A 25,304-nucleotide genomic window follows, 5' to 3' on the forward strand; every position below is an offset into this window, starting at 1 on the left:
TTAGAGCTGGAGACTCATATTCGGGGTTTTGTTTTATCTAAAATACGAATTAATATGCTGAATATCAAGTATTTAATATACCTCTGAAGGTGCCTACTTAACCATTCATTATTTTCATGGTTACAATTTAGTTTTTTGTGTTAAACATCATGCGCCTTAATACTAATACCGACATTACTATGAATTTATATATTCGGTAGGAGTCATATTGAACTGTTTTTGGAAATTACGTCCAAAACTTGTTTGGGAGTTGTAACCCACCATTTCTGAAACCTCATATATCCTGTATTCTCCTTTTTTAAGTAATTCCGCCGCTTTTTTTAAGCGGGCAATATTTATCAATTCATTTGGGCTAAGGTCGGACATATCCTTAATTTTTCTGTAAAGTGTGGATCTACTCATAAACATAATATCACTTAGGGTTTCAACACTTAGATCAGGATCTGAGATATGTTTGGTAATTACCTCGTCCAATTTGTGAATAAAGGTTTCATCGGTTGCGGTAAGGGCAATACTCTTAAGATGGGCAAGGGGTGAACTGGAATAATAAGTCATTATATTTTTTCTATTCTCAATTAAGTTTTTTATTTGTATTCTCAAATGGGAAATGGAAAATGGTTTTTCCAAATATGCGTCCGCTCCGGATTCCAATCCCTCAATTTTGGCGTTTAAAGCTTGTTTGGAAGTCAAAAATATGACTGGGATATGACTCGATTCCAACGAGCTTTTTATATTTCTACACAAGTCATAACCGTCCATTAAAGGCATCATTACATCCGTGACGACCAGTTGAATGTTCTTGACTTCTATAATTTTAAGGGCCTCGATCCCATTGGTAGCCCTGTATACGTTATAAAGTTCCTTTAGATCATTGGATATAAAATCCAAAAGGTCTACACTGTCCTCAGCAATAACAATATTGGGTTTGTTCGTGTCTTCCTCCAAATCCAACTTGAATGCTTCTGATTTTAACTTATTCAAGGAATGTTCATGGGAATAAAGTTTAAACTCTTTTTCTTGATGTAATGGCAATTTTAGAACAAAAGTGTTCAGTGAAGGATTACCATTGTCCATTTCTAAATTTCCATTGTGCAGTTTGGTTAGTGAATGTGCTAACGCCAATCCTATACCTGTCCCGGTTTGGTTTTCGGCGCCAGAAACTCGGAAAAATGGTTCGAATATTTTTTTCGATAAGTGATGAGGGACAAGATCTCCGTCATTTTGAATCTTAAGTTTAAATGATTCCGCGGAGGCTACCAAGCTTACTATTACCTGTCTGTTGGCATATTTAATGGCATTTCCAATAAGATTGCTGAAAATTTTCTTTAATGCTTCACTATCCACTGACGCAATAACGTCATTCTCTCCGAGATTGAATTGAAAATCAATATCCTTATCATGGATAGCCTCCATAAAACGGCTGTACGTCTTTTTCATCAATTCAGTAATATTACACTCAACAAAAGTTAGACTAATGCTTTCCATCTCGGTCTTTCTAAAGTCCAGCAACTGGTTTACTAGGTCTAGTAGTCTATTGGTATTCTTTTTCATTATGGAAAGAAGCCCTATTACATCGGGTGAATGATCTTCCATCTTGATCAATTTATCCAGAGGGCTTTTAATGAGAGTCAAAGGTGTTCTTATCTCATGGGAAATATTGGTAAAAAATTCAATTTTTGCCTGATATACCTCTTTCTCTTTTTTATTGCTAAGCTCCTTTATCCTCTGATTATTTATTGAGACGGTCCGGATGTGATAGAATCTAACAATAAGAAAAACCATAAGGGCTAATAACATTACATATAAGGAATATGCTAGATTACTTTTCCAAAAAATGGGTAAAACTTCTATCGTGAGTGGATTGGACTTATCGCCCCAAACACCATTATTGGTCAAGGATTTAATGTTAAGGTTATATTTACCCGCGGACAACTGCGTAAAATGAACTCGATGGCTCTTTTTTAATGGAATCCAATCGTCACTTATTCCTTTCATTTGATACATATATTCCGTAGATTCTGGACTTATAAAACTTAAGGCAGCAAAATCTAGACTAAAGGAAGATTGGTAGGCCTTTAATGTTAAGTGATCCAGAAATGTTACAGATTTTTGTAAAGGTGAATTATCCACTCCAACAATGGACTCCTGATTATTAATTTGTAAACCTGTAAATAAAATAGGAGGTAAATAAGTGTTATTGACGAAGTTTTCTGGATTAAAACTTATCATCCCGTTAACACTGCCAAAATACATGGTCCCATCAGGACTATTGTAGCCTGAATTATAATTGAATTGATTACTCAATAATCCATTTTCCTTGGTAAATATCTTTATGCTACCTTTTTCGGGATCGTATTCCACTAAGCCGTTGGAGGTAGTTATCCAAAGGTTTTGAGTGTCATCCTCCAATATTGAATAGAAGGCATTACTGGGAAAACCATCTTTGGCACCGAATTTTTCAAATGTTCTTTTATTGGCATCATATAAATTCAATCCATTTTCGGTTGTAATCCACAGCGTATTAAATTTTCCTGGAAAAATTCCGTTAATGCGATTACTACTAATAGATAGAGGATTGTTGCTGTCATATTTGAAAACACCATTTTCACCTGTTTTGGGATTGTAAAAAAACAATCCATTGGCATGGCTTCCCGCCCAATAAACCCCTTGTTCATCTTCATAAAAAGTGGTATATCCTATATATTCGGGAAACCCCTCAACACAATTAAAACCATCAGTTTCAGGGTTATAATATTGTAAAGAGGTTGATACTACAATAATTTGGTTACCCCTCGTTTTGTTAAGAGATACTATGAAATTGCTGTGTAAGTTACTTTTTTCACCAATATTGTAATGGGCTATGATTTTGTTTTGGTTTACATCCAATACATCAAGGCCATGATCAAAGGTGCTAACCCACACTTTATCGTCCATTGGTAATACACCATGTACATTATAATGAGATAGAATACCTCCGTTGTTTTTCGAGTTGTATACTGTAAAGTCCCCAGTGGCCAAATTTTGTTTGTTAAGTCCACCATCTTCAGTGCCTATCCACAAATTGCCATAATCATCAGGATGGATTTCCCTTACGGCGTTTCCACTTATTGAGTTTTTGGAATGTGTTGGAAAATACTTTTTAAAATAGTTAAATTGGTTGGGAAAATAATTTACCCCACCAAAATAGGTCCCGGCCCAAACACTTCCTTCATTATCAACAGTTAAGGAATATACTGCATTATCAGCAAGGGCGTATGGATTGTTGTAGTCCTTTACCAAATTGGTATATGATTTATTGGTGAAATTATATATATGGATACCAGATTCCGATGCCACCCAAAGCTCTTCTTTACCTCTCAGCGCAAAATTTCTAACGTGAATGGGGCCTCTCAACTCATGAAGTATATCTACAGCCTTACCCTCTTGTATATCGTAGGCCAATACACCGTGGTTTTTAGTGCCCAATAGAACTACTTGGTCACTGAGACTGAAAAGACTGTTAATTTCAAATGGCAATTTTGGATCGGCCTCTACATTTAATCCGTAACAAGTAAAAGTATTGGTAAGCTCATTGTATCTGAAAAGATCGCTTTTGGATGCGGCCAGAATCTCGTTATCATTTGTTTTTAATAACTCAGCAGCATTAAAATATTGATTAGTAGGATAGGTGACCGTTTCTTCAGTTTTAATGTTATACCTGTAAAGTGAATTATTGGCTATATACCATAAATTACCATTAGAGTCACTTAGAACACTTGAAATACCCTTTGATCTGGTCCCTTCTAACAAATTAAAATTCTCCTGTTTCGCATTATAGCTATAAAGACCATTATCAGTGCCAACCCACAAGAGATCCTCAAACTCATGAAGACAGTGAATATAAGTACCATGCAAACTTTTAGGATCTTCGGAGTTGTTCTGAAACAACTTAAAGGAATAACCATCAAATCTATTTAGGCCATTTTTAGTTCCAAACCACATAAAACCATTTTTATCCTGTAAGGAACTTAGTACAGTATTATGGGAAAGGCCATCCTCAACCTTATAATGCTTAAAGTAGAATTCCTGTGACCGAACAGAACTGAAAACAAGTATAGAAAAAAGTAATATGGCAATGCTCTTTTTCAACATATAAGAATTTTGGCAAAATATAAAACTTTTTGTTCTACATAGTGTTTCACGGTTCTACAATTTCGTTCAATAAGACTAGCTAATATCAATTAAGGTCTATAATGAACCAATTCAGTGAACTAATGAAACAAAATTATAGTTAATCTCTACCTGAATTTCTTCTATTTGTTCAAGTTGCTGAATTGACAGTTTTGAAGTGTAACATTAGCTCTATTATTAATTTTTTATGATATGAAGTCTTGTACATCGGTACATAATTAATTCCGATACATTGTACTTTGTGTTATCCTAAATTTACTAAGCTAATATCCAAATAGTATAAAGGTTCGATTTCGGTCAGGGCAGTTTTGTATTAACCTTTTAAATGACTCCTTCAGAGATTATAAATTCTCGAGGGTTGTTTTAGAATAGTACTCCGTTTATGATCAGGATAAATAACCTCTAGATGGGAATACCAAAATCAGCATTCATATTATCGTTTTTTCTTCATTTCACTGTATCGTTGTTTTCACAAGACAAAACATTTACCAATCCATTGTTGCCCTCAGGGGCAGATCCGTATAGTACTTACTATAAAGGTCATTATTATTATACCAACACCTTACAGAATCGACTGGTATTATGGAAAACAAAAAATTTAGCGGACCTTGGCAAGGCCGAGAGTATTACAATATGGACACCACCGGAAGGCACGGAATATTCCAAAGATATTTGGGCTCCGGAAGTCCATTTTATTAATGACAAATGGTATGTTTATTTTGCAGCTGACAATGGTAACAATGATACGCACCGAATGTATGCCATTGAGAACTTGTCCAAAGACCCATTTAAGGGAAAATGGGAATTTAAGGGGAAGATCGCCGCGAAGACCGATAAATGGGCAATTGATGGCAATGTATTTAATCATAAGGGCCAATTATATATGATCTGGTCTGGATGGGAAGGTGATACCAATGGGCAACAGGATATTTTCATTGCCAAGATGAAAAACCCTTTGGAGATAGATGGGGAAAGGGCGAAAATTTCTTCACCAAAATATGAATGGGAAAAACACGGGGATTTGGATGATCCGGATCTTCCCCATGTCAATGTAAATGAAGGGCCACAATTTTTGGCACATAAGGATCGAATTTTCATTGTTTTCTCGGCAAGCGGCTGCTGGACCGATAATTACAGTCTTGGACTTTTATCATTTAATGGTGGTGACGATTTATTGGAGGCTACGGCTTGGGAAAAATCGGAGGAACCGATTTTTACTCAGGCTCCGCAAAATGGGGTATATGCTCCTGGACATAATTCATTTTTTAAGTCTCCGGATGGTAAACAGGATTGGATTTTATATCATGCCAATTCTAAATCTGGGCAGGGTTGTGGTAGGTTTCGCTCTCCAAGAATGCAAAGGCTGTATTGGGATACCAGTGGAATGCCCTATTTGGGACCACCGTTACCCGAGAATGTAATTCTGGATATACCAAGGTAGTAATGCCTTTAATAAACGAAAATATTAGTTGAATTGAGTTGAGTTGAGTTAGTTTCTTAAATTATCGGGTCTCTCATACGGCCCGGTAATTTTATCGAATGAAGTATGCTGTACAAAATTAGATTTCTATTTAAAATAGTGATGCTATAGTAGAAGTATAAAGCCTTTCTTAACTCCAGACATAAAAATAATTCCTTCCAATTCCTATTGGGAGTATCATCAAAACCAATAAAAATTAGCAGATGAAAAAATTAATACTGATTGCTTACGTGCTTCTTATACCCTTTTCAGGGATATCACAAGAAGATGTTTTAACTAAAAATAAATGGTCCATTGATAAAGCCCAAGAATGGTATTCTCAACAAAAGTGGATGACCGGCGCAAATTTTAATCCCAGTACAGCCATTAATCAATTGGAAATGTGGCAAGAGAATACCTTCGACCCTGAAACAATTGATAAGGAATTGGGCTTTGCCGAAGGTATTGGCTTCAATACGATGAGGGTATATCTTCATAGTTTGGCATACAAGGCAGATCCACAGGGATTTAAGCAACGTATGGATACCTATTTAAAAATAGCAAGCAATCACGGTATCAGAACAATGTTTGTCTTTTTTGATGATGTTTGGGGCAAAACTCCTAGAATCGGTGAACAACCGGAACCTATACCTGGAACCCATAATTCTGGTTGGGTGCAAGATCCTGGAGACCCCGCATCAAAGGAAGAGGAAAACTTCCCCGCTCTTGAGGTTTATGTCAAGGATATCCTCAAAACCTTTGGCAATGATGAACGGATTGTCATGTGGGATTTGTACAACGAGCCGGGAAATACGGGAAAACTAACCAGTTCAATGCCGCTATTAAAGAACGTATTCATATGGGCTAGGGAAATTAACCCTAGTCAGCCCCTAACTGCGGGCTTATGGGCTTGGGATTTTCAAGAACTCAACGCTTTCCAGGCTTTGAATTCTGATATATTGACCTATCACAACTATGAGGATGAAAAACACCATCAACATATAATCAACCTTTTAAAATCCCATGGCAGGCCAATGGTCTGCACAGAGTATATGGCACGGACCAATAATAGCCGCTTCTCCAATATTTTGCCCATATTACAAAGAGAAAATATTGGCGCCATCAATTGGGGATTGGTAGCAGGAAAATCCAATACAAAATATGCTTGGAATACCCCTATCGAGGACGGAGGTGAACCAATTGAATGGTTTCATGAAGTTTTTAGAAAAGATGGAACTCCCTACAGACAGGACGAGGCGGATTTGATAAAGAAATTGAATAAGCTGGCAAATAAATAAATAGGCCATAGAAAAGGGGTCCCAAACGGCTATTTTATAAGTAGGGCATTTATATAAACTAAACAAATGAAGAGAATAACATGTAGTCAGATCTTGGTTGTGTTGGCTTTAATGGCAATGTCGGCCTGTAGGGATGTCAATAAAAAAGCAATAATTTCAGAAACGGCCGGAACAAATATGCAAACACCAATGGAAAGTACTTTGCAACAAACCAATTTTGACACCATCATTGATGGAAGGGCCGTAAAGCTATATTGGCTGGAAAACAAGAATTTGAAAATGGCTATTACCAACTACGGGGGTAGGATAGTTGCTCTTTTGACTCCAGATCAAGATGGCAATTATGTTGATGTTTCCATAGGTTATTCCAACATTAAGGACTACTTGGATTCTGCCGAAACCTACTTTGGAGCTACAATAGGCCGAGTAGGCAATAGGATTGCAAAAGGTAAATTTTCTTTGGACGGCACCGAATATTCTGTAGTACCGAACAATAATGAAAATGCCCTTCATGGTGGGGAGAACGGATTTCAGGATAAGGTTTGGGACGCCGAACAACCTGATACCAAAACCCTGATCCTGAGATATACTTCCCCTGATATGGAGGAGGGGTTTCCAGGGAATTTAACCGTAAAGGTAACTTACTCGCTAACTGATAACAGGGCTGTTAGAATGGAATACGAAGCCACTACAGATAAAGCTACTGTGGTAAATTTGACCAATCATACCTATTTCAACCTCAATGGAGAAGGAAGTGGAAGTATCCTAAACCATTCATTGCAACTTTATGCAGATCAATTTACACCTGTGGATCAAGGACTGATTCCTACGGGGGAATTGAAAAATGTAAAGGGAACACCTTTCGATTTTAAAGATTTCAATACTATTGGATCACGTATAGACGAGGAGGATCGGCAATTGGCATTCGGCGGGGGTTATGACCATAATTTTGTTTTAAATGGCACCAAGTCCAATGGTATGAACCATGCCGCAACTGTGGTAGGGGATAAATCTGGCATTGTGATGGATGTATATACTCTAGAACCTGGAATTCAATTTTATTGTGGCAATTTTATGGACTCGGAAAACACTTTGAAATCTGGAGCCAAGGACGATTATAGGACTGCCTTTTGTCTGGAAACACAGCATTTTCCCGATTCCCCCAACCAACAGGGTTTTCCATCAATTACGCTCCGTCCGGGTGAGGTTTACCATACAGTTTCCGAATATAAATTTAGCTTTAGATAGGTTTTGAGAGCATTAGTCATATTTATAGTTTCTATTGTTTTTTGGGGATGTAACGCCCAAAAGTTGACGGATATGGATTCCGGTCAAATCTATTTGGCGGATCCTACTATTTTTCATCATGTAGATACTTATTATTTGTATGGAACTACTGGTGATCCCAAATGGGGAAAGAATAAAGGCTTTTTGGTATACACTTCCAAGGATTTAATACAGTGGTCAGGACCCAAAGGAGCCAAGAACGGCCTGTCCTTGGCAATGGGTGATTCCTATGGGGAAATAGGATTCTGGGCTCCTCAGGTTTTTGAGTACAAAGGTCTTTTTTATATGGCCTATACGGCAAATGAACACATAGCAATGGCAACCAGCAAAAGTCCATTGGGTCCATTTGTCAACACCTCAAAGGAAGCTCTTAAAGCCCCCGTTAAACAGATAGATCCCTTTGTATTCTTTGATGATGACGGTAGAAAATATTTATATCATGTTCGACTTACCCAAGGTAATAGAATTTACGTAGCTGAATTGCAGGATGATCTCATGGCAATTAAACCGGAAACCTTGAGGGAATGTATTGTTGGAGAACTTGAATGGGAAAATACACAAAAGACAGATTGGCCGGTAACTGAAGGCCCCACAGTATTAAAACATAAAGGGCTCTATTACTTGATATATTCGGCAAATGATTTTAGAAACCCGGATTACGCGGTTGGCTATGCCATTAGTGAAAGCCCTCTTGGACCTTGGAAGAAGTTTGATAAAAGTCCCATTATGTATAAGGAGCTCCTTGGCGAAAATGGCCCAGGGCACGGAGATGTATTTCTGGATCACCAAGGGGATATGCAATACGTTTTACATACCCATCTTAATGACTCTCTAACCCAACCACGAAGAACGGCAATAGTAAAAATAAAATTTGTAGAAGAAAAAGGCAGTCCGGATTATTTGGTAACGGAAAAAGACGGGTTCAGGTTTCTAAAAACCAAATAAGCAGGGTATACAATGGTAATTTATGCTAAATGAAAATGATTAATAAGGAACAAACCCACAGAAAATGAATATCGTTGTTGCCCCTGATTCATTTAAAGAATGTTTATCGGCCAAAGAGGTTGCGGAAAATATTGCCATGGGAATTATGAAGGTACTGCCGGGTTCCCTAATCCATGAAATCCCAATTTCGGACGGTGGGGAAGGAGTTTTGGACACCCTGCTGAACGGGGTTGGAGGTAAAAGAATTTCCGTTTTGGTAATGGATCCACTAATGAGGACCATTGAGGCTCAATATGGGATTTTGAAAGATAAAAAAACGGCTGTAATCGAAATGGCCAAGGCTTCGGGCTTGGAATTATTAAAAGAGTACGAAAAGAACCCATTGAATACATCAACATTTGGCACAGGGCAAATGATCAAGGATGCCCTTAATAGGGGTTGTGATAAATTTATCATCGGTATTGGTGGAAGTGCCACCAATGACGGAGGAGCTGGAATGGTGAGGGCATTGGGAGCCAAATTTATGGATAATGAGGGGGAAGATATTCCAGAGGGCGGTGGCAGTCTAAATCAATTGAACGCCATAGATCTGACCTATTTTGATAAAAGAATTCAAAGTTGTGAGGTGGTGATTGCCTGCGACGTTTCCAATCCCCTTACCGGGCCAAATGGAGCCTCTATGGTTTATGGAGAGCAAAAAGGGGGAAGTAAAAAAGATCTGCAAATATTGGATACTAACCTTGCCCATTATGCCCATTGCATCGAAATAATGTTGGGCATCGATATCGACCAGATCCCGGGAGCTGGAGCGGCCGGAGGTACCGGTGCAGGACTAATGGCATTTTTAAAGGGAAAGCTTGTAAATGGGATTGAATTAATACTACGGACCCTTAAAATTGAAGAGCATTTAAAGGAGGCCCACTTGGTATTTACAGGAGAGGGTAAGATTGATGGACAAACATTACAGGGCAAGACCATATCCGGGATCGCAACATTGGCAAAAAAACACAATGTCCCCGTAATCGTGATTACCGGAAAAATTGGTGAGGATATAGAGGGTATTTATGACATGGGGGTAAATGCAGTGTTTTCTATTGTTAATCAGCCAATGGAATTAAAAGAGGCAATTGAGCATGCTCCCCAACTTATTCAGGAATCCGCCAAAAATATAATGGCCACCATTAAGTGTTTTAATAAAAATTAAGGGCTTCAGATATTAAGAACAACAATGAACAAAAAAAGTAATACCAATATGCAAAAAGAAGGAAGTATCATAATGGTTGGTTGTTTCGATACCAAAGGAGAAGACTTCGGATTTCTATATGGCTGTCTTATAGGTTTGGGTGTCAAGGTAATTACAATCAATACCGGGGTACTTGGCTCTACTGATTTATTTCCGGTAGATTTTGAGGCCATGGAGGTAGCTTTAAGTGGTGGAAGTATCCTTACCGATCTTAGGGAAAATAAAGATCGTGGCAGAGCTATAGAAGTCATGGGAAATGGCGCTGCTACTATTGTTGAAGATCTTTTCAAAATGAAAAAAGCCAACGGTATAATAGGTATGGGCGGCGGAGGCGGGACTTTCATAGCACTAAAGGCAATGCAGACTTTACCTTTTGGATTTCCAAAAATTTGCATCAGCACCTTGGCTACCAAAGATTTGTCCATACATGTAGGCATTAAGGATATCACTTTGATGCCATCTGTTGTTGATGTTGCCGGACTAAATAGTATCAGCAAGGTAGTAATGCGCCAAGGAGCGGGGGCGATAGTAGGAATGATGCAAGTTTCTAGGTCGACTGATGAAAGGCAGAGCAAATCCATAGCTATTAGTGTTTTTGGCAATACTACACTTTGTGTAGATAAATGTTCGGAATTACTAAGGGATCAGCAATACGAGGTGATGGCCTTCCATTCGGTTGGAGTAGGAGGTAGGACCATGGAAGGATTAACCATGGATGGATGTATTGATGCTATATTGGATATTACTACAACTGAATTGGCGGATGAACTTTGCGGTGGAATATGTAGTGCGGGGCCGGACCGCTTAACAGCTGCGGCCAAAATAGGAATTCCACAGATCGTGGTACCAGGATGTATGGACATGGTAAACTTTGGTCCTTTGGAATCCGTTCCAGAAAAATATAGGGACAGACAATTATTTAGTTGGGCACCGGATGTAACCCTTATGCGGACCAATGTAGAAGAGAACAGAATATTGGGAAAGACTATAGCCGAAAAGATAAATAAGTCCAAGGCTCCTGTTACTGTATTGCTTCCATTAGGAGGCCTGTCCAAAATTGGTGGGCCGGGAGAAGTATTTCACGCTCCGGCGATAGACCAAGAATTGTTCAGTTCCCTAAAAAGTCATGCAAATAAAAATATCAAGATATTGGAGGTAAACTCAAATATAAATACCGAGAGTTTTGCCGCACAGGCGGTAAAATCCTTAATGGAAATTCTAATTAGTGAATAAATTAAATCAGCCTAAGAAGAGCCGACAACTTATACTTAATATATAAAATGATGGATGTAAATAAGATTAATAGAAATCGCTTATTATGGGCGAGTTTTTTTACTATCGTAACTGGCGGAGTTGGCTTTGCCGTACGTGGAGCGATTCTAGTAGATTGGGGGAATCAGTTTGGATTTACCATGACCGAATTGGGCTCCATTACGGGAGGTGGGTTTGTTGGTTTTGGTGTTATCATTATTCTCTTTAGTCTTATAGTAGACAGGGTAGGTTATAAGCCTTTACTAATTTTGGCTTTTGTTATGCATTTTTTGTCCTTGGTCGTCACGGTGGCAACTGTATACGTCTTTGAAACCATGGGAAGGGAAGCGGCCTACTGGTGCTTATACTGGGGCACTTTCCTATTTGCTGTAGGGAATGGTATCTGCGAGTCGGTTGTAAACCCACTTGTAGCAACACTATACCCAAAAAACAAAACGCACTATTTGAATATTCTGCACGCTGGATGGCCAGGAGGAATGATTGTAGGAGGTTTATTGTCCATTGCCTTTCATAGCTTGGTTTCATGGGAGGTTTTAATGAGCTTCTTTCTGATTCCCGTACTTATTTATGGCTTTATAATACTTAAGGAAAAATTTCCAATTTCGGAGGCAAGGGCTGCAGGAGTTGGCTTTAGCGAGATGTTTCGTCAACTGGCTTCCCCATTATTAATTTCTTTGTTGATCTTGATGATGCTGGTAGGCTATGTAGAATTGGGTACTGATAGTTGGATACAGAATATAACGGGTAATATTCTTGAAAATCCAACTAAAGGGGTCTTGTTGTTTATATACACATCGGCCCTAATGTTCGTACTTAGGTTTTTTGCAGGACCTATAGTCCATAGAATATCACCTTTAGGATTGCTCTTTGCCTGTTCTATTCTCGGAGCAATAGGACTGTATATCCTAGGAAACTCAACTACCGGACTTGTAATGGTATTGGCGGTAACTATATATGGAATAGCGAAAACTTTCTTTTGGCCCACCATGCTCGGTGTTGTCGGAGAACGATTTCCAAGGGGAGGTGCCGTAACCATGGGTATTGTTGGTGGAGTGGGAATGTTGTCGGCTGGTCTCTTGGGCGGACCTGGTATTGGATATAAACAAGATTACTTTGCTTCCAATAAAATTAAGGTTGAGTCTACTGATTCATATGACCGTTATAAGGCGGAACAGGAAAATGGATTCTTGTTCTTTAGGCCAATAAAAGGATTGGACGGTAGTAAAGTCGCGATCTTAAGGGATAATGGAGAGCAGTTGAAGGCAGATATTGAACGTTGGGAAAGCACTGGAAAAGAATTAAGTGACAACGCCAATCTGAGTAATTTGAAAAACTGGTGGGACAATGCCCAGACTATGGTTAATATAGACAAGGTCCCTGTGGAACAGGCCGGTTTTTATGGTGCCGGAAGAGCATTGGTAATAACGGCATTGATACCCATAACGATGGCCCTGGGCTATCTAATCCTTATACTATATTTTAGAAAGCGGGGCGGATATAAACAAGTCGAAATAGAAGAAACCTAAACAATAGATTAAAAATTATAGAGATTGAAACTTAAATAAAAATAATTTAATCATAAAATAGAATATTATGCCAAATCCATGGACGGGGAAAGGAAACCCTTACACAAAACAAGAAGTTAGAGATAGGTTACAAGCAGTAGTAAATCAAAAAAAAGCCATTATTGCGGCCGGTGCAGGTACCGGGATCAGTGCCAAATTTATAGAAAAAGGTGGTGCGGATCTGATCATCATATACAACTCGGGCAGGTTTAGAATGTCAGGGCACGGTTCAACTGCGGGTATGATGGCCTATGGGGATGCCAACGCCGTGGCAATGGAAATTGGGGAATTTGAAGTTTTGCCCGTAGTAGAGGAAATTCCTGTAATATGTGGGGTTCACGGAAGTGACCCAAGAAGAAGAATGTGGCACTTTTTGGGAAAAGTAAAGGATATGGGCTTCTCAGGGGTCAATAATTTCCCGACACATTCCATCATCGATGGCCACTTCAGAAATGTACTTGAAGAAACGGGAATGAGTTTTCAAAAAGAAGTGGATATGGTAGATCTGGCCACCAAAATGGACCTGTTCTCCGTAGTATATGTAGGCAAACCGGAGGAGGCCGTACAAATGGCAGATGTGGGTGCCGATGCCATAATTGCACATGTAGGGACAACTGTTGGTGGTTCTATCGGGGTTACCAGCGCCACCGCCTCCATGGACGATGCCCTGGAGCGTACCCAAAAAATAGTCGATGCCGTTAAGAAAGCAAATCCCGACACTTTTTTATTGGCCCACGGCGGACCGATCAATACCCCTGCCGATGTAAAATACGTACTGGAACACTGCAAGGGCCTGCACGGCTTTGTAGGGGCATCCTCATTGGAAAGAATGGGCATAGAACAGTCATTGACCAACCTGACCAAGGAATTCAAAGCATTGACCCTATAGTCTGTCTATGGAAAGGAATTGGAAATTCGTCAAGGAAAAAGACCAAATGTTCGAAAGGGCCTTCGGGCGGGACCATCATTGGCATTATCATCCCGAAATTATAAAACAGGCCGACTCCTATATGGTGAAGGTGGTAATGCCGGAGGGCGGGGGACATAATTTTCACGTGCATCCGGAAATGCATGAAATTCTTTACGTCCTTAAAGGCACGGCCGAACAATGGATAGAAGATGAAATGCAGCTTTTGGAGGCGGGCGACTCCGTTTACATAGGGGCCAATGTGGCACACGGGACTTTTAACGCCGGACAAGGGGAACTGGAGTTTCTGGCGATATTGTCCCCTCCTGAGGGATGGGGAGCGGGTACTGTGGATGTTAGTGAAAATGCCCCTTATTCGGAATATCGTCCACGGATTTGATCAATTATTTTATACCTAGGAAAAAATAGCCATTAAAGTGGTAAGAGTAATTTATAATTTTAAAATCAAAAGAATGAAAAATTTAACCATTTACATTTCATTATTATTTTGTGGAATGGTCGTTTTATCCAGCTGCTCCGGGGAAAAAGTGCCGCCCCCGCCATTGACCTATACGGGAGAGGACCCAAGGGTCCAGGATCCGTTAAGTCCAGAGGATTCTCAAAAGCATATTCAGCTTCCGGAGGGGTTCAAAGCGGAGCTATATGCCGCCGAGCCCAATATTATTAATCCCATTGCCTTTACCTGGGATGAAAGGGGCAGGCTATGGGTGGTACAGTCCAAGGATTATCCACATGGACTTGCCAATGATGTTGGAGGGGATAGGATTACCATCTGTGAGGATACCAATGGGGACGGCAGGGCCGATAAATTTACCGATTTTGCCACGGATCAAAATCTGACAACGGGAATTACCTTGGTAAAAGGTGGTGCCATTGTGTCGCAGGCTCCAAATATGGTTTTTCTGGAAGATACCGATGGGGACGACAAAATGGACAAGCGTACCGTTCTGTTCGCAGGTTTCGGAACCTGGGACACCCATGCGGGACCATCAAATCTGCGCTATGGCGTCGATAACATGATATGGGGTTCCGTAGGTTATTCAGGCTTTGAAAATCAGTTCCAGGGCAAGCCTGTAGAATTCAAGATGGGCGTTTACAAATTTGCCAAGGACGGTTCCTATTTTGAACCGGTGGGGCAATTCAACAACAATACCTGGGGACTTGGTTTTAACGAGAATTTTGAAATATTTGGATCTACTGCCAACAATAACCACTGCTGTTATGTTGGGATACCTTTAAAACATTATGATTATTTGAACAAAATGCCTTCTTGGGCTGTCAATGCGGACTTTATCCAGGGGCACTATGAAATTACCCCTGTAGATACCATTCCCCTGCAACAAGTGGATGTACGGGGAGGGTATACGGCTGCCTCTGGGGCTAATTTTTATACCGCCAAAAATTATCCGGAAGAATATAGAAATCAAATGTATGTGAGCGAACCTACCGGACATTTGGTACATATTGCAAAAATAGTCAAGGATGGGGCAGGGTATAAGGAGGTCGACGGTGGCAATATTTTTGCCAGTACCGATGCCTGGACCGCACCGGTTTTTGCAGAGACCGGACCGGATGGGAATTTGTGGGTGGCGGATTGGTACAATCCCGTAATTCAGCACAACCCGGACAAAAGAGGGATGGACAACCAGATCTGGAACGCGGATAAGGGTGAGGGCAACGCCCATTTAAATAAACTGCGCGATTATGGCCATGGCAGGATATACGTAATAACCCATGAGGACGGTGATGATCCGGATATCAGCTCTTTGGATCCCGAGGATGATGAAGCACTACTGGAAGGGCTTGAAAGCGATAATATGTTCTGGAGAACTACGGCCCAGCGTTTAATAGTGGAGAACAAGAAGCTCTCCTTGATCCCGGACCTGATCAATATGGCAGGCAACAATGATGCTGACAAAAGCGGCCTAAATACCGGCGCCTTGCACGCCCTGTGGACCTTAAAAGGCTTGGGGGCACTTGACGGCTCCAATGCGGCTGCCAACGAAGTTGTCACTAAAGCTTTGAACAGTAGCTCATATGGGGTAAACCGGGCCGCACTGGCTTTGTTGCCCGCAACAAAAGAAAGTAGTGAAATCTTGGCACAATCCGGCCTATTAAGCAGTACAGACCCACAGATCAAGCTTGCTGCGGTACTGCGTGCAGGGGAATTACCGGAATCCAATACCTTATATGCTGAAATAGAAAAGTTATCCCAGGATATAACTAGTACTTCGGACAAATGGCTCAATGCTGCCATAAAAATTTATTTCAGGGAATTGAATTTTGAGGAGGTGGACCCGGCCTCCGTACATATTATAGTACCATCATCGGAAGAAAATAAATCGACATGGAACTACACTACCGATCAACCTGCCGATAACTGGATGAAATCTGAATTCGATGATTCGGATTGGAAAAAAGGTTCGACTATGTTTGGAAGTGATAATATCAAGGAAGCCCGAACCAATTGGAATAGTTCCGATATTTGGATGCGACAAGAGGTGGTGATTACAGATGAGATTACGGAACCGGTTTTGAAAATTGCACATAAAGACGATTATGAAGTTTTTGTCAATGGTCAATTATTGATATCTGAGGCAGGTGCCAGCAAATCGTTTAAATACATAAAATTGGACAAAGAGAAAGGCGGATTGTTCAAAAAGGGCAAAAATCTAATTGCAGTACATTCTACACATATTAGGGGGAATCAACAATTCATTGATTTGGGCATAGGCAAGGTTGGTAAGATAAAAGCCGACGTAACCTTTGTCCTGAATACCGTAAATCAGGAAATGGCTTTTGATAAAAAGACACTTCACGCCACGGCAGGACAGACAGTGGAAATAGTATTGAACAATAAGGATCAAATGTCCCATAATTTGGTGGTCATCCAACCTGGTAGTCTGGATACCTTTGGAGCCATGGTAGATGGGTTCCTAAAAAATCCTGACGCAGAAAAGATGGGATATGTTCCAAAATCGAGATATGTGCTCGGGGCAACGGATATGTTGACACCAGGGGTTACCGGATCTGTGGTGTTCAAACTTCCCGATACACCCGGGATTTATCCCTATGTCTGTACTTTTCCCGGCCATTGGCGAATGATGCAGGGGGTAATTGTAGTAACGGCCCCTGGATCCTACATCTCCGAGGATAAGGAAGCTCTGAAAATCTCGGCCATGGGCGGTGGTGGTTCCCATGACTTCCTTAAATTTTTTGGTGTTGCCGATGGTGAAATCCTTAGTGAAGGCGGGAAGAACACGTTCATTTACACGGAAAATTCTATGGAATTGGGAACCTTGATTCCAACTACCGATGTGCTTTTATTAAGCAACAACAAACCTTTGGATAAAAATACCAGGAATACCATTATAAACCGTGTAAACGCAGGGGACATGAATATGCTTATCTACCACCCCAGTACCTGGTACAATTGGGAAGACTGGCCGGAATACAACAAAACCCTGGTTGGGGGAGGATCCAGATCCCACGAAGACCTGCAGGAATTTGAAGTAAGGGTAGTTAAGCCAGATCATCCCATAATGAAAGGCGTGCCTTCCAAATTCAGGATCGTGGACGAATTGTACCGATGGGAAAAGGACCCCGAAGCGGAAATAGAGGTTTTGGCAGTAAGTAGAGGCTTAAAATCTGGGGAAGAATATCCAACGGTCTGGATAGTAAAACATCCCAAGGCCAAGATTGTCGGTAACACCTTGGGTCACGATGAAAGGGCACATGGGCACAAAGCCTATCAGACCATTCTAAAAAATAGTGCGGACTGGGTTGCCAAGAAATAAAGAAAACAATAAAAAATATGAAAAAAGCAGGAATTTTATTAATGTTACTGTTCGTTGCCTTTTACGGAACAGCTCAAGATGGAAACTATATCTCCAAGAAAAAGAACGCCACAAAAATTGCGATTATGGGCGGTGGTGGTTCCCACGATTTCCTAAAATACTTCGGTATTGCCGATGGTAAAATACTTAGCAAAAAAGGAAAGAATACCGTAAATTATACCGAGGATAATAAAGAATTGGGAAAACTTATCGGTGATACGGATGTTCTTATGCTGACCAATAATAAACCCTTGGATGCAAACGTTAAAAGCGCGATTTTTAAAAAGGTAAATGCAGGAAATTTAAATCTTTTGATTTATCACCCCAGTACTTGGTACAATTGGAAGGATTGGCCGGAATACAACCAGGAGTTGGTTGGTGGTGGCTCCAGATCACATGAAGAACTCCAAGAATTTGAGGTGAGTGTAATTAAACCAGATCATCCTATAATGAAAGGAGTGCCATCCAAGTTTAGAATTGTGGATGAGTTATATCGCTGGGAAAAAGATCCCAATGCAGAAATAGAGATATTGGCAGTAAGCAGAGGGTTAAAATCAGGTGAAGAGTATCCCACGGTTTGGATCGTTAAACATCCCAAAGCAAAAATTATTGGCAATACTCTGGGCCATGACGAAAGGGCACATGACCATGTAGCATACAAAACTATATTAAAGAATAGTTTGGAGTGGGTAGATTAAAACATAAAATGCAATGGTCCCGGTTCATCGTCGGGACCTTTTTTTAATATGATTATTTGAACGAGCTAAACAAATTAAACAAAAACATCACAACAAATGAAATCTTTCCTTATTACAGGTTTACTCTTATTTGGCCTCGTTATAAATGCTCAGATACCCGTGGTATTGCCGGTAAATCCCTATGAAAACGGTACTAAAATAGCTGTGAATAAAAGTGATCTTATAGTCACTTGGCTATTGGACAATGGGAATAATTGTCAATTGGTTATCAACCTGAACAAAGAAGAGCCCTTATTTCGCACTATTGCCATGGGCAAGAATAATCAATTTAAGGCCATATCTTCAAATGTGGATCCTGTTTTTCTTTTAAATAGCGGAAGTCGTTCTTTGAAACCGGAAAATGGATGGACGATCTTTTTTGATAAAGTACCTAGCCGCCCTTATACTTCCAATGTTTTAAATATCAACAAAAGGGAGGCAATAATTACTAAAAATGGAAATAGAACTATTATAAGCATTGGGGATATAAGCGCTCCAAATTTTCAAGGTTCTTTAGAAATAACTATCTATAACGGAATTCCTCTTTTCAATATTGCGGCCGTAATTTCAACGCAAAAAGATGCAACAGCAATCCTTTATGATTCAGGTCTTATTACGGATAAACCTTGGAAACAAATTTCATTTGCCAATTTAAAGGACAAATTTGTGCAAGCAGAATCCGTTATGGAAACCAGTACTAACATGGCCGTAAAATACCGCACCATTATTGGTCAGGGAGAAGGTGGTGCAATTGCTATTTTTCCTCCTCCACACCAATATTTCTATCCACTTGATGAGGCATTTAATTTAAGGTCCGTTTGGCACGGTACAAATTATAGGAATATGGTTTCCAAATACGGTTTGGGTATAAGACATGACCCTGAGGGTGATCACCGATATGTGCCCTGGTTCAATGCCCCTCCAGGAAGTGAACAGCGTCTAAATTTCTTTTGTCTTATTGGTGAAGGGCAAGCCGACCAATTATTGGATGATGTAAAAAAGTATACCCACAGCGATCAATATGTTCCTATAAAAGGACACAAAACAATGGCGAGCCATTTTCACAATGAATTTATTATGAACGTTGTGATGAAGGATAAAGCCATACCCTCAAAGCCTGAATTTGTGGATGTTTTTAAAAAAATGGGGGTTGATATCGTTCATTTGGGAGAGTTCCATTATACGGCACATCCCAAGGGACCAGATGGGATACGTTTAAAGGAATTGGATTCACTATTTGAGCTATGCGGGCGATTGTCCGATAAGGAATTCCTACTGTTGCCAGGTGAAGAACCCAACGAGTTTCTGGGCGGACATTGGATGGCCCTATTTCCAAAACCTGTCTATTGGATAATGACCAATAAAGAGAATAAACCATTTATGTCCTCCCATACCCAGTATGGAAAGGTCTATAGGTTAAAGGATAAGAATGATATGCTCCGATTACTGGAATTGGAAAAAGGTTTGGCGTGGACGGCCCATCCGCGGATTAAAGGGTCAACAGGTTATCCAGACGCCTACAAAGATGAAGAATTCTTTAAATCGGACCATTTTTTAGGAGGTGCATGGAAACCCATGCCAGCCGATCTCTCCCTACCTAAATTGGGGAACAGGGTTCTTGATCTATTGGATGATATGAACAACTGGGGGAACAAAAAGAAAATTATTGCGGAGGCCGATCTTTTTACGGTGACTTTGGAAAATGAGATGTATGCCCATATGAACATCAATTATTTAAAGTTGGACTCACTTCCCAAATTTAAGGATGGTTGGGAGCCAGTTCTTAATGCCATGACAACAGGGGAGTTCTTTTCGACCACTGGCGAAGTTTTGATTCCTCATTTTAGTATGAACGGCAAAAAATCAGGAGAAACTTTAAAGTTGAATGCTGAGGGTGAAGCTAAAGTCCGTATTCAGATAGATTGGACATTCCCCTTGAATTATATGGAAATAGTATCAGGTGATGGTACCACCGTATTTCGGGAAAAGGTTGATTTGAGCAAGACAGGGGCTTTTGGTTCCGAGGAATTTGAACATTCCCTAAACCTCCAAAATAGAAAATGGGCTAGGGTAGAGGTCTGGGATATAGCTGCCAATGGTGCTTTTACACAGACCATTTATCTTTCCAAATAACATAAGCTTATGCGTATAAAATTGGTTAGGATTTAATTGTCCAATACGTAATTATGCGCTGCGAGTCTATCCCTTATCTGTTTCGTGTATTAAGATTATTGATAAAGAACTCCCCCTATAGCGTAACCTTCATCCTGTCCGTTGGCAATGGCAGGCATATAATGGATACCACCATAAAACCTGCTAATTGCTGCTTCTTCGGCAGCCTGTTTAAACGAAGTAAAATTGCGGGTAGGTAATCCAAATTCTTCTTCCGTAGAATCGGCAAAGGCAAAATTATCTCCGAACAACTTGGTCAACATTATGGCCGCACTGGAGGATACAACGCTGTGACCACTGGTATATTCTGGAAATTGTGGGGTTTGTAATACCGGTAACCAATTTGGGTCAATGTAAATATTAATGTAGGTTTCCGGACGTATCACGGCACTCCTGTATTTTTCATCCCAGCTACTGATAAAGGCATCGGCCAAATTTACAGCTAGACAGGCATAGGCTTCAGCGGATCTGACGACTGAAGCATTGACTTGTTTGTATATTAAGGAAGTGATGTTCATCCAATGGCCATTGGGGGATATTTTCTTTGTAGCGCACATTCCATGCCCCTTACATTCATTTTAAACGGCTTATAATCCCAAAATTTTGCTATCTAAATCTTCTCTTCTGTGTTTTTGCGAACTTGATTATACACTGCAATAACATCCTTATAGAAAACACTACTGCTATCTACGGAAAATGGTAGTGGCGCTATCGGCGACTTAAACCGAGCGGCGGAATCGATCAAGAAAGTACGGAGCTTGTTCCAATTAGGTTCTATAGCTTTAATATAAGCAGGAGGGGGTAGGTTTCAATGAGGCAGAATTATTTCTCACACTATATTGGGGCAATGATTTGGTTTCCTTGTATTTATCTTCAGCAGCCCACTTAAGAATATGTTCAGCGACCTTCTGCCCATAATTTATAGGGTTATCATAAACCACATCAGGAATTCCAAAATCCTTAAAACTTGGAGAATGGCCCTTTCAAAATCATCTATCTTGTCTTTTGAAATAATGAATGCATTTCCTGACGTTAGAATGGCATGAACGGCTGCCAAGGTATAGCTATAATCTTTTTTCTTGTCGTACTCTGGGACAGGCTTTAATCCCTTCAACTGACCCGCCAAACTGTAATAATCTTTCTGGTCTTGAATTTAGGTTTCGTATGCCGCCACCGAAACATAGGCGTAGTTACTGCTGGTGACTGGGGGAGAATATATCATAGACCATCACGTCTGTAACCTGTTTTTTAAGCCTTATGGATAAAATCAGCATGCTCTGTTTTTGATTTCCAGTTCTGCGACCATGTTGTATTTATAGCACTAATAATAATTATTCCGAACAAAAAGAACCACTTCATAATACTTCTCTTTTATTTCCTTGAATTTGGCAATCGTAGCCTGAAATGCCAGAAGGTAAAGGTCATTAATATCTCTGCTTTGCAAGTATCTTATGCAATAGGCTTAAGAAGCTGTTTATCCTTTTGCGAAGTCAATTATATTTTTCATAGCTCTTGGTACCTCTTTATAAATGTCAAGAAACTGATAGTCAACGGCCGACTTGCCTTTAGCATGAACCATTTAATAATGAGTTACGGAGAAGTACTAGGTGGAAAAAACCTAAGCTCTTTCCTCTCCCTAACCACATCCATTTTTATCCGATAAATTGTTCCACAGTCTTCAGGTTGCACTTGGAACGATTAAATATTCCAAAGAATAAATAATAAATGGATTGCTCCAGTCACGATATATAGATATATGCAAATATGTCAATATAAATATATGGGTATATGTATATAGGTACATCGGGTTTGTGCAATCGGAAGTTATTTACGGATCAAGAACAAAACTTGGGTCTGAAGTGAATAATTTATTTCTTTGCACTTTAAATTTAAGGGATGGACAAAGGAACCGATTTATCGTTATTGAGCTTATTTTTACCAGAGGGATTACTCGACTTTTTTGATATCGTCGGCTTTGAACAAAAACCGATAAAGAATCCCTTGTACGACAATCGGTTGACTGTATTTTTAGAGGAGAAAAAGCAGATACCGGAGCGTTACAAAGAGCACACCTTTAAGGCCAGTGGCTTTATGGAGCCCAGGGTCATCGATGATTATCCGATCCGCAGCAATCTGGTCAGCTTGAGCCTCAAGCGCAGGCGCTGGGATGTCCTGGTGGATGGAAAGTGGACCAAGACCAGCCGTGATTGGGATGATTTTATTGCACAGGGGACCCGCATGTCAAAGGAGTTCGCTGCTTTTTTAAAAGAGATCAACGGATAATACGGCCCTGAGCGGCCAACAACTGGGGTCTCTCTTCGGGGTAAATGGCAAGAAACTCCAGCGACAGTACAGGGATTATCTGAGCGAGTTCAAGGACTGGGAGCAAAAGGGACATGCCAAACAATGGCTCGTCTTTCCCGAAAATATGGGACCTTACCTGTCCATTGACGAAACGGCACTCTCCAAAGGGGAGCTCTACACCATAATCACCAACAAAAAGGCCAAGGGAAAAAAAGGGTCCATAGTGGCCATATTCTCCGGCACCAAGGTGGAACCTATCATAGAACAACTAATGAAGATACCCACCAAGAAAAGGGCCAGGGTCAAGGAAATCACCCTGGATATGGCAAACTCCATGAAGACCATCGCCAAAAAATGCTTCCCCAAAGCCGTACAGGTCACCGACAGGTTCCACGTACAGAAACTGGCACTGGAGGCCCTTCAGGACATCCGGATCAAGCATAGATGGGACGCAATAGACCTGGAGAACGAACAGATAAAACGGGCAAAAGAAAAGAACAGGGCCTTCGTCCCAAAAGAATTCAGCAATGGGGACACCAGAAAACAACTCTTGGCCAGAAGTAGGTACCTCCTTTATAAATCACCCAACAATTGGACCCCGAACCAATCTGAAAGAAGTAAAATATTGTTCTCGGAATATCCGGATATAAAGCTCGCATTCGACCTGGTCCAAGGGCTTAGGCACATATTCAATACGGCAACGACCATAGAGGTAGCGTACACAAAACTGGCCCATTGGTACAAGGACGTGGAAAATACAGGGTTCCGGGCATTCAAAACGATTGCCAATACCATAGCCCTCAACTACAGGTCTATCCTAAACTATTTTATAAATAGAAGTACTAATGCATCCGCTGAATCCTTCAACGCTAAAATAAAGGCATTCAGGGTGCAATTCAGAGGCGTTAGAAATACAGAATTCTTCCTGTTTAGGGATCAATCCCAAAAGTTGTGTGTGAATTGAAAATAGAATAAGATCTTTGCGGAAAAACGATCGTATTGGAATTATCATTGGACCTATTAAAGTTTATACTGCCAGAAGTATTAACGACCCATTTTGACCTAGTCTCCCATAATATGCAAGAGGGTGCGCTTCATTTATATTTTGAAGAAAAAAAAGATACCCCGAAAGAGGAAAAACATCGCACTTTAATAGCCCATGGTTTTCACAAAGAGATCGTCGTCCAGGATTTTCCGTTAAGGGGAAAGTCAGTTTATCTCCACATTAAGCGCCGCCGTTGGCTGGACAAGGCCACTGGCCAAGCCGTGCAAAGAGATTGGGATCTAGTGGCACAGGGGACTCGTATGACCGTTGAGTTCGCTGCTTTTTTAAAAGTACTTGGTCAGTACCAAAGCTAATGACTGCCATACCATTGGCGGATTTTATGGGGTCAACGGCAAAAAACTACAGCGACAGTTTCGGGATTATTTAAGCGAGTTCAAACAATGGGAGGAGAGACCATATGCCAAGGAGTGGCTCATATTCCCAGAGAATATAGGACCTTATCTGTCCATTGACGAAACGGCACTCTCCAAGGGGGAACTCTACACCATAATTACCAACAAAAAGGCCAAGGGCAAAAAAGGTTCCATAGTGGCCATATTCGCCGGCACCAAGGTGGGACCGATCATTGAGCAGCTGCTAAAGATATCGGCCAAAAAAAGGGCCAAGGTCAAGGAAATTACCCTGGATAAGGCCAACTCCATGAAGACCATCGCCAAACAATGCTTCCCAAAAGCAATCCAGGTAACGGACAGGTTCCATGTACAGAAGCTGGCACTGGAGGCCCTTCAGGACATCCGCATCAAACATAGGTGGGACGCCATAGACCGGGAGAACCAACAGATAAAGCAGGCAAGGGCAAAGAACGGGACATTCGTCCCAAAAGAATTTAGCAATGGGGACACTAGAAAACAGCTCTTGGCCAGAAGTAGGTATCTCCTTTACAAATCGCCCAACAATTGGACACAAAACCAATCCGAAAGGAGCAAAATATTGTTCGCCCAATATCCGGATATAAAGGTGGCCTTCGACCTGGTACAGGGGCTCAGGAACATATTCAATACGGCAACTTCTATACAAACAGC

The 25,304-nt window shown here is 40.6% G+C and carries 19 protein-coding genes; 16 read left to right on the top strand and 3 right to left on the bottom strand.

What is annotated here, in order from left to right; all coding sequences use genetic code 11:
• Nucleotides 1–177: 177 nt before the first annotated feature.
• On the bottom strand, nt 178–4,131 hold the full coding sequence (locus MWU82_RS22845) for a hybrid sensor histidine kinase/response regulator transcription factor (protein WP_247098053.1): 3,954 nt from the start codon (nt 4,129–4,131) through the stop codon (nt 178–180).
• A gap of 445 nt (nt 4,132–4,576) precedes the next feature.
• On the opposite strand from MWU82_RS22845, the gene MWU82_RS22850 reads away from it, so the two are divergent.
• The 12 genes from MWU82_RS22850 (at nt 4,577) to MWU82_RS22905 (ending at nt 20,873) form a co-directional block, all read left to right on the top strand.
• Nucleotides 4,577–5,611 carry a glycoside hydrolase family 43 protein gene (locus tag MWU82_RS22850; protein ID WP_247098054.1) on the top strand — a complete coding sequence of 345 codons (1,035 nt, stop codon included), beginning with the start codon at nt 4,577–4,579 and terminating at the stop codon, nt 5,609–5,611.
• A gap of 242 nt (nt 5,612–5,853) precedes the next feature.
• Nucleotides 5,854–6,927: a glycoside hydrolase family 2 TIM barrel-domain containing protein gene (locus MWU82_RS22855; RefSeq protein ID WP_246905339.1), complete on the top strand. Its 1,074-nt coding sequence runs from the start codon at nt 5,854–5,856 to the stop codon at nt 6,925–6,927.
• Nucleotides 6,928–6,993: 66 nt separating this feature from the next.
• A complete protein-coding gene (locus MWU82_RS22860; RefSeq protein WP_247098055.1) occupies nt 6,994–8,175 on the top strand; it encodes an aldose epimerase family protein in 1,182 nt (393 codons plus the stop codon).
• Nucleotides 8,176–8,247: 72 nt separating this feature from the next.
• Entirely contained in the window at nt 8,248–9,159 is a 912-nt protein-coding gene (locus MWU82_RS22865) for a glycoside hydrolase family 43 protein (protein WP_093978999.1), read from the top strand.
• A gap of 64 nt (nt 9,160–9,223) precedes the next feature.
• Nucleotides 9,224–10,363 carry a glycerate kinase gene (locus tag MWU82_RS22870; RefSeq protein ID WP_247098056.1) on the top strand — a complete coding sequence of 380 codons (1,140 nt, stop codon included), beginning with the start codon at nt 9,224–9,226 and terminating at the stop codon, nt 10,361–10,363.
• A gap of 24 nt (nt 10,364–10,387) precedes the next feature.
• Nucleotides 10,388–11,635: a Tm-1-like ATP-binding domain-containing protein gene (locus MWU82_RS22875; protein ID WP_247098057.1), complete on the top strand. Its 1,248-nt coding sequence runs from the start codon at nt 10,388–10,390 to the stop codon at nt 11,633–11,635.
• Nucleotides 11,636–11,682: 47 nt separating this feature from the next.
• Nucleotides 11,683–13,200 (top strand): MFS transporter, encoded by a 1,518-nt coding sequence (locus tag MWU82_RS22880; RefSeq protein WP_247098058.1) that lies wholly within the window; start codon nt 11,683–11,685, stop codon nt 13,198–13,200.
• 67 nt (nt 13,201–13,267) lie between these two features.
• A complete protein-coding gene (locus MWU82_RS22885) occupies nt 13,268–14,128 on the top strand; it encodes a phosphoenolpyruvate hydrolase family protein (RefSeq protein WP_247098059.1) in 861 nt (286 codons plus the stop codon).
• Between the two features lie 7 nt (nt 14,129–14,135).
• Nucleotides 14,136–14,546: a cupin domain-containing protein gene (locus MWU82_RS22890; protein WP_247098060.1), complete on the top strand. Its 411-nt coding sequence runs from the start codon at nt 14,136–14,138 to the stop codon at nt 14,544–14,546.
• A gap of 73 nt (nt 14,547–14,619) precedes the next feature.
• Entirely contained in the window at nt 14,620–17,964 is a 3,345-nt protein-coding gene (locus MWU82_RS22895) for a PVC-type heme-binding CxxCH protein (protein WP_247098061.1), read from the top strand.
• Between the two features lie 17 nt (nt 17,965–17,981).
• On the top strand, nt 17,982–18,701 hold the full coding sequence (locus MWU82_RS22900; protein ID WP_247098062.1) for a ThuA domain-containing protein: 720 nt from the start codon (nt 17,982–17,984) through the stop codon (nt 18,699–18,701).
• A gap of 96 nt (nt 18,702–18,797) precedes the next feature.
• Nucleotides 18,798–20,873, top strand: a complete 2,076-nt coding sequence (locus MWU82_RS22905) for a hypothetical protein (protein WP_247098063.1) — start codon at nt 18,798–18,800, stop codon at nt 20,871–20,873.
• A gap of 95 nt (nt 20,874–20,968) precedes the next feature.
• Here MWU82_RS22905 and MWU82_RS22910 read toward each other — a convergent pair whose 3' ends face one another.
• Together MWU82_RS22910 and MWU82_RS22915 are read right to left on the bottom strand one after the other, a co-directional pair.
• Nucleotides 20,969–21,469: a vanadium-dependent haloperoxidase gene (locus tag MWU82_RS22910; RefSeq protein WP_247098064.1), complete on the bottom strand. Its 501-nt coding sequence runs from the start codon at nt 21,467–21,469 to the stop codon at nt 20,969–20,971.
• Between the two features lie 362 nt (nt 21,470–21,831).
• Nucleotides 21,832–22,038 carry a hypothetical protein gene (locus tag MWU82_RS22915; RefSeq protein ID WP_247098065.1) on the bottom strand — a complete coding sequence of 69 codons (207 nt, stop codon included), beginning with the start codon at nt 22,036–22,038 and terminating at the stop codon, nt 21,832–21,834.
• A gap of 770 nt (nt 22,039–22,808) precedes the next feature.
• Between MWU82_RS22915 and MWU82_RS22920 the strand changes: the two genes are divergently transcribed.
• From MWU82_RS22920 to MWU82_RS22935, 4 genes are all read left to right on the top strand, one after another.
• Entirely contained in the window at nt 22,809–23,195 is a 387-nt protein-coding gene (locus MWU82_RS22920) for a hypothetical protein (protein ID WP_031443504.1), read from the top strand.
• A 22-nt stretch (nt 23,196–23,217) separates the two neighbouring features.
• Nucleotides 23,218–24,180 (top strand): transposase, encoded by a 963-nt coding sequence (locus MWU82_RS22925; RefSeq protein ID WP_247098067.1) that lies wholly within the window; start codon nt 23,218–23,220, stop codon nt 24,178–24,180.
• A gap of 35 nt (nt 24,181–24,215) precedes the next feature.
• Nucleotides 24,216–24,575 carry a transposase family protein gene (locus tag MWU82_RS22930; protein WP_031443165.1) on the top strand — a complete coding sequence of 120 codons (360 nt, stop codon included), beginning with the start codon at nt 24,216–24,218 and terminating at the stop codon, nt 24,573–24,575.
• A partial coding sequence (locus tag MWU82_RS22935) for a transposase (protein WP_247098066.1) occupies nt 24,556–25,304 on the top strand: 749 nt, incomplete at its 3' end. The genes MWU82_RS22930 and MWU82_RS22935, both read left to right, overlap by 20 nt.

Source organism: Arenibacter sp. S6351L (assembly GCF_023016025.1).
Classification (GTDB): Bacteria; Bacteroidota; Bacteroidia; order Flavobacteriales; family Flavobacteriaceae; genus Arenibacter; species Arenibacter algicola_B.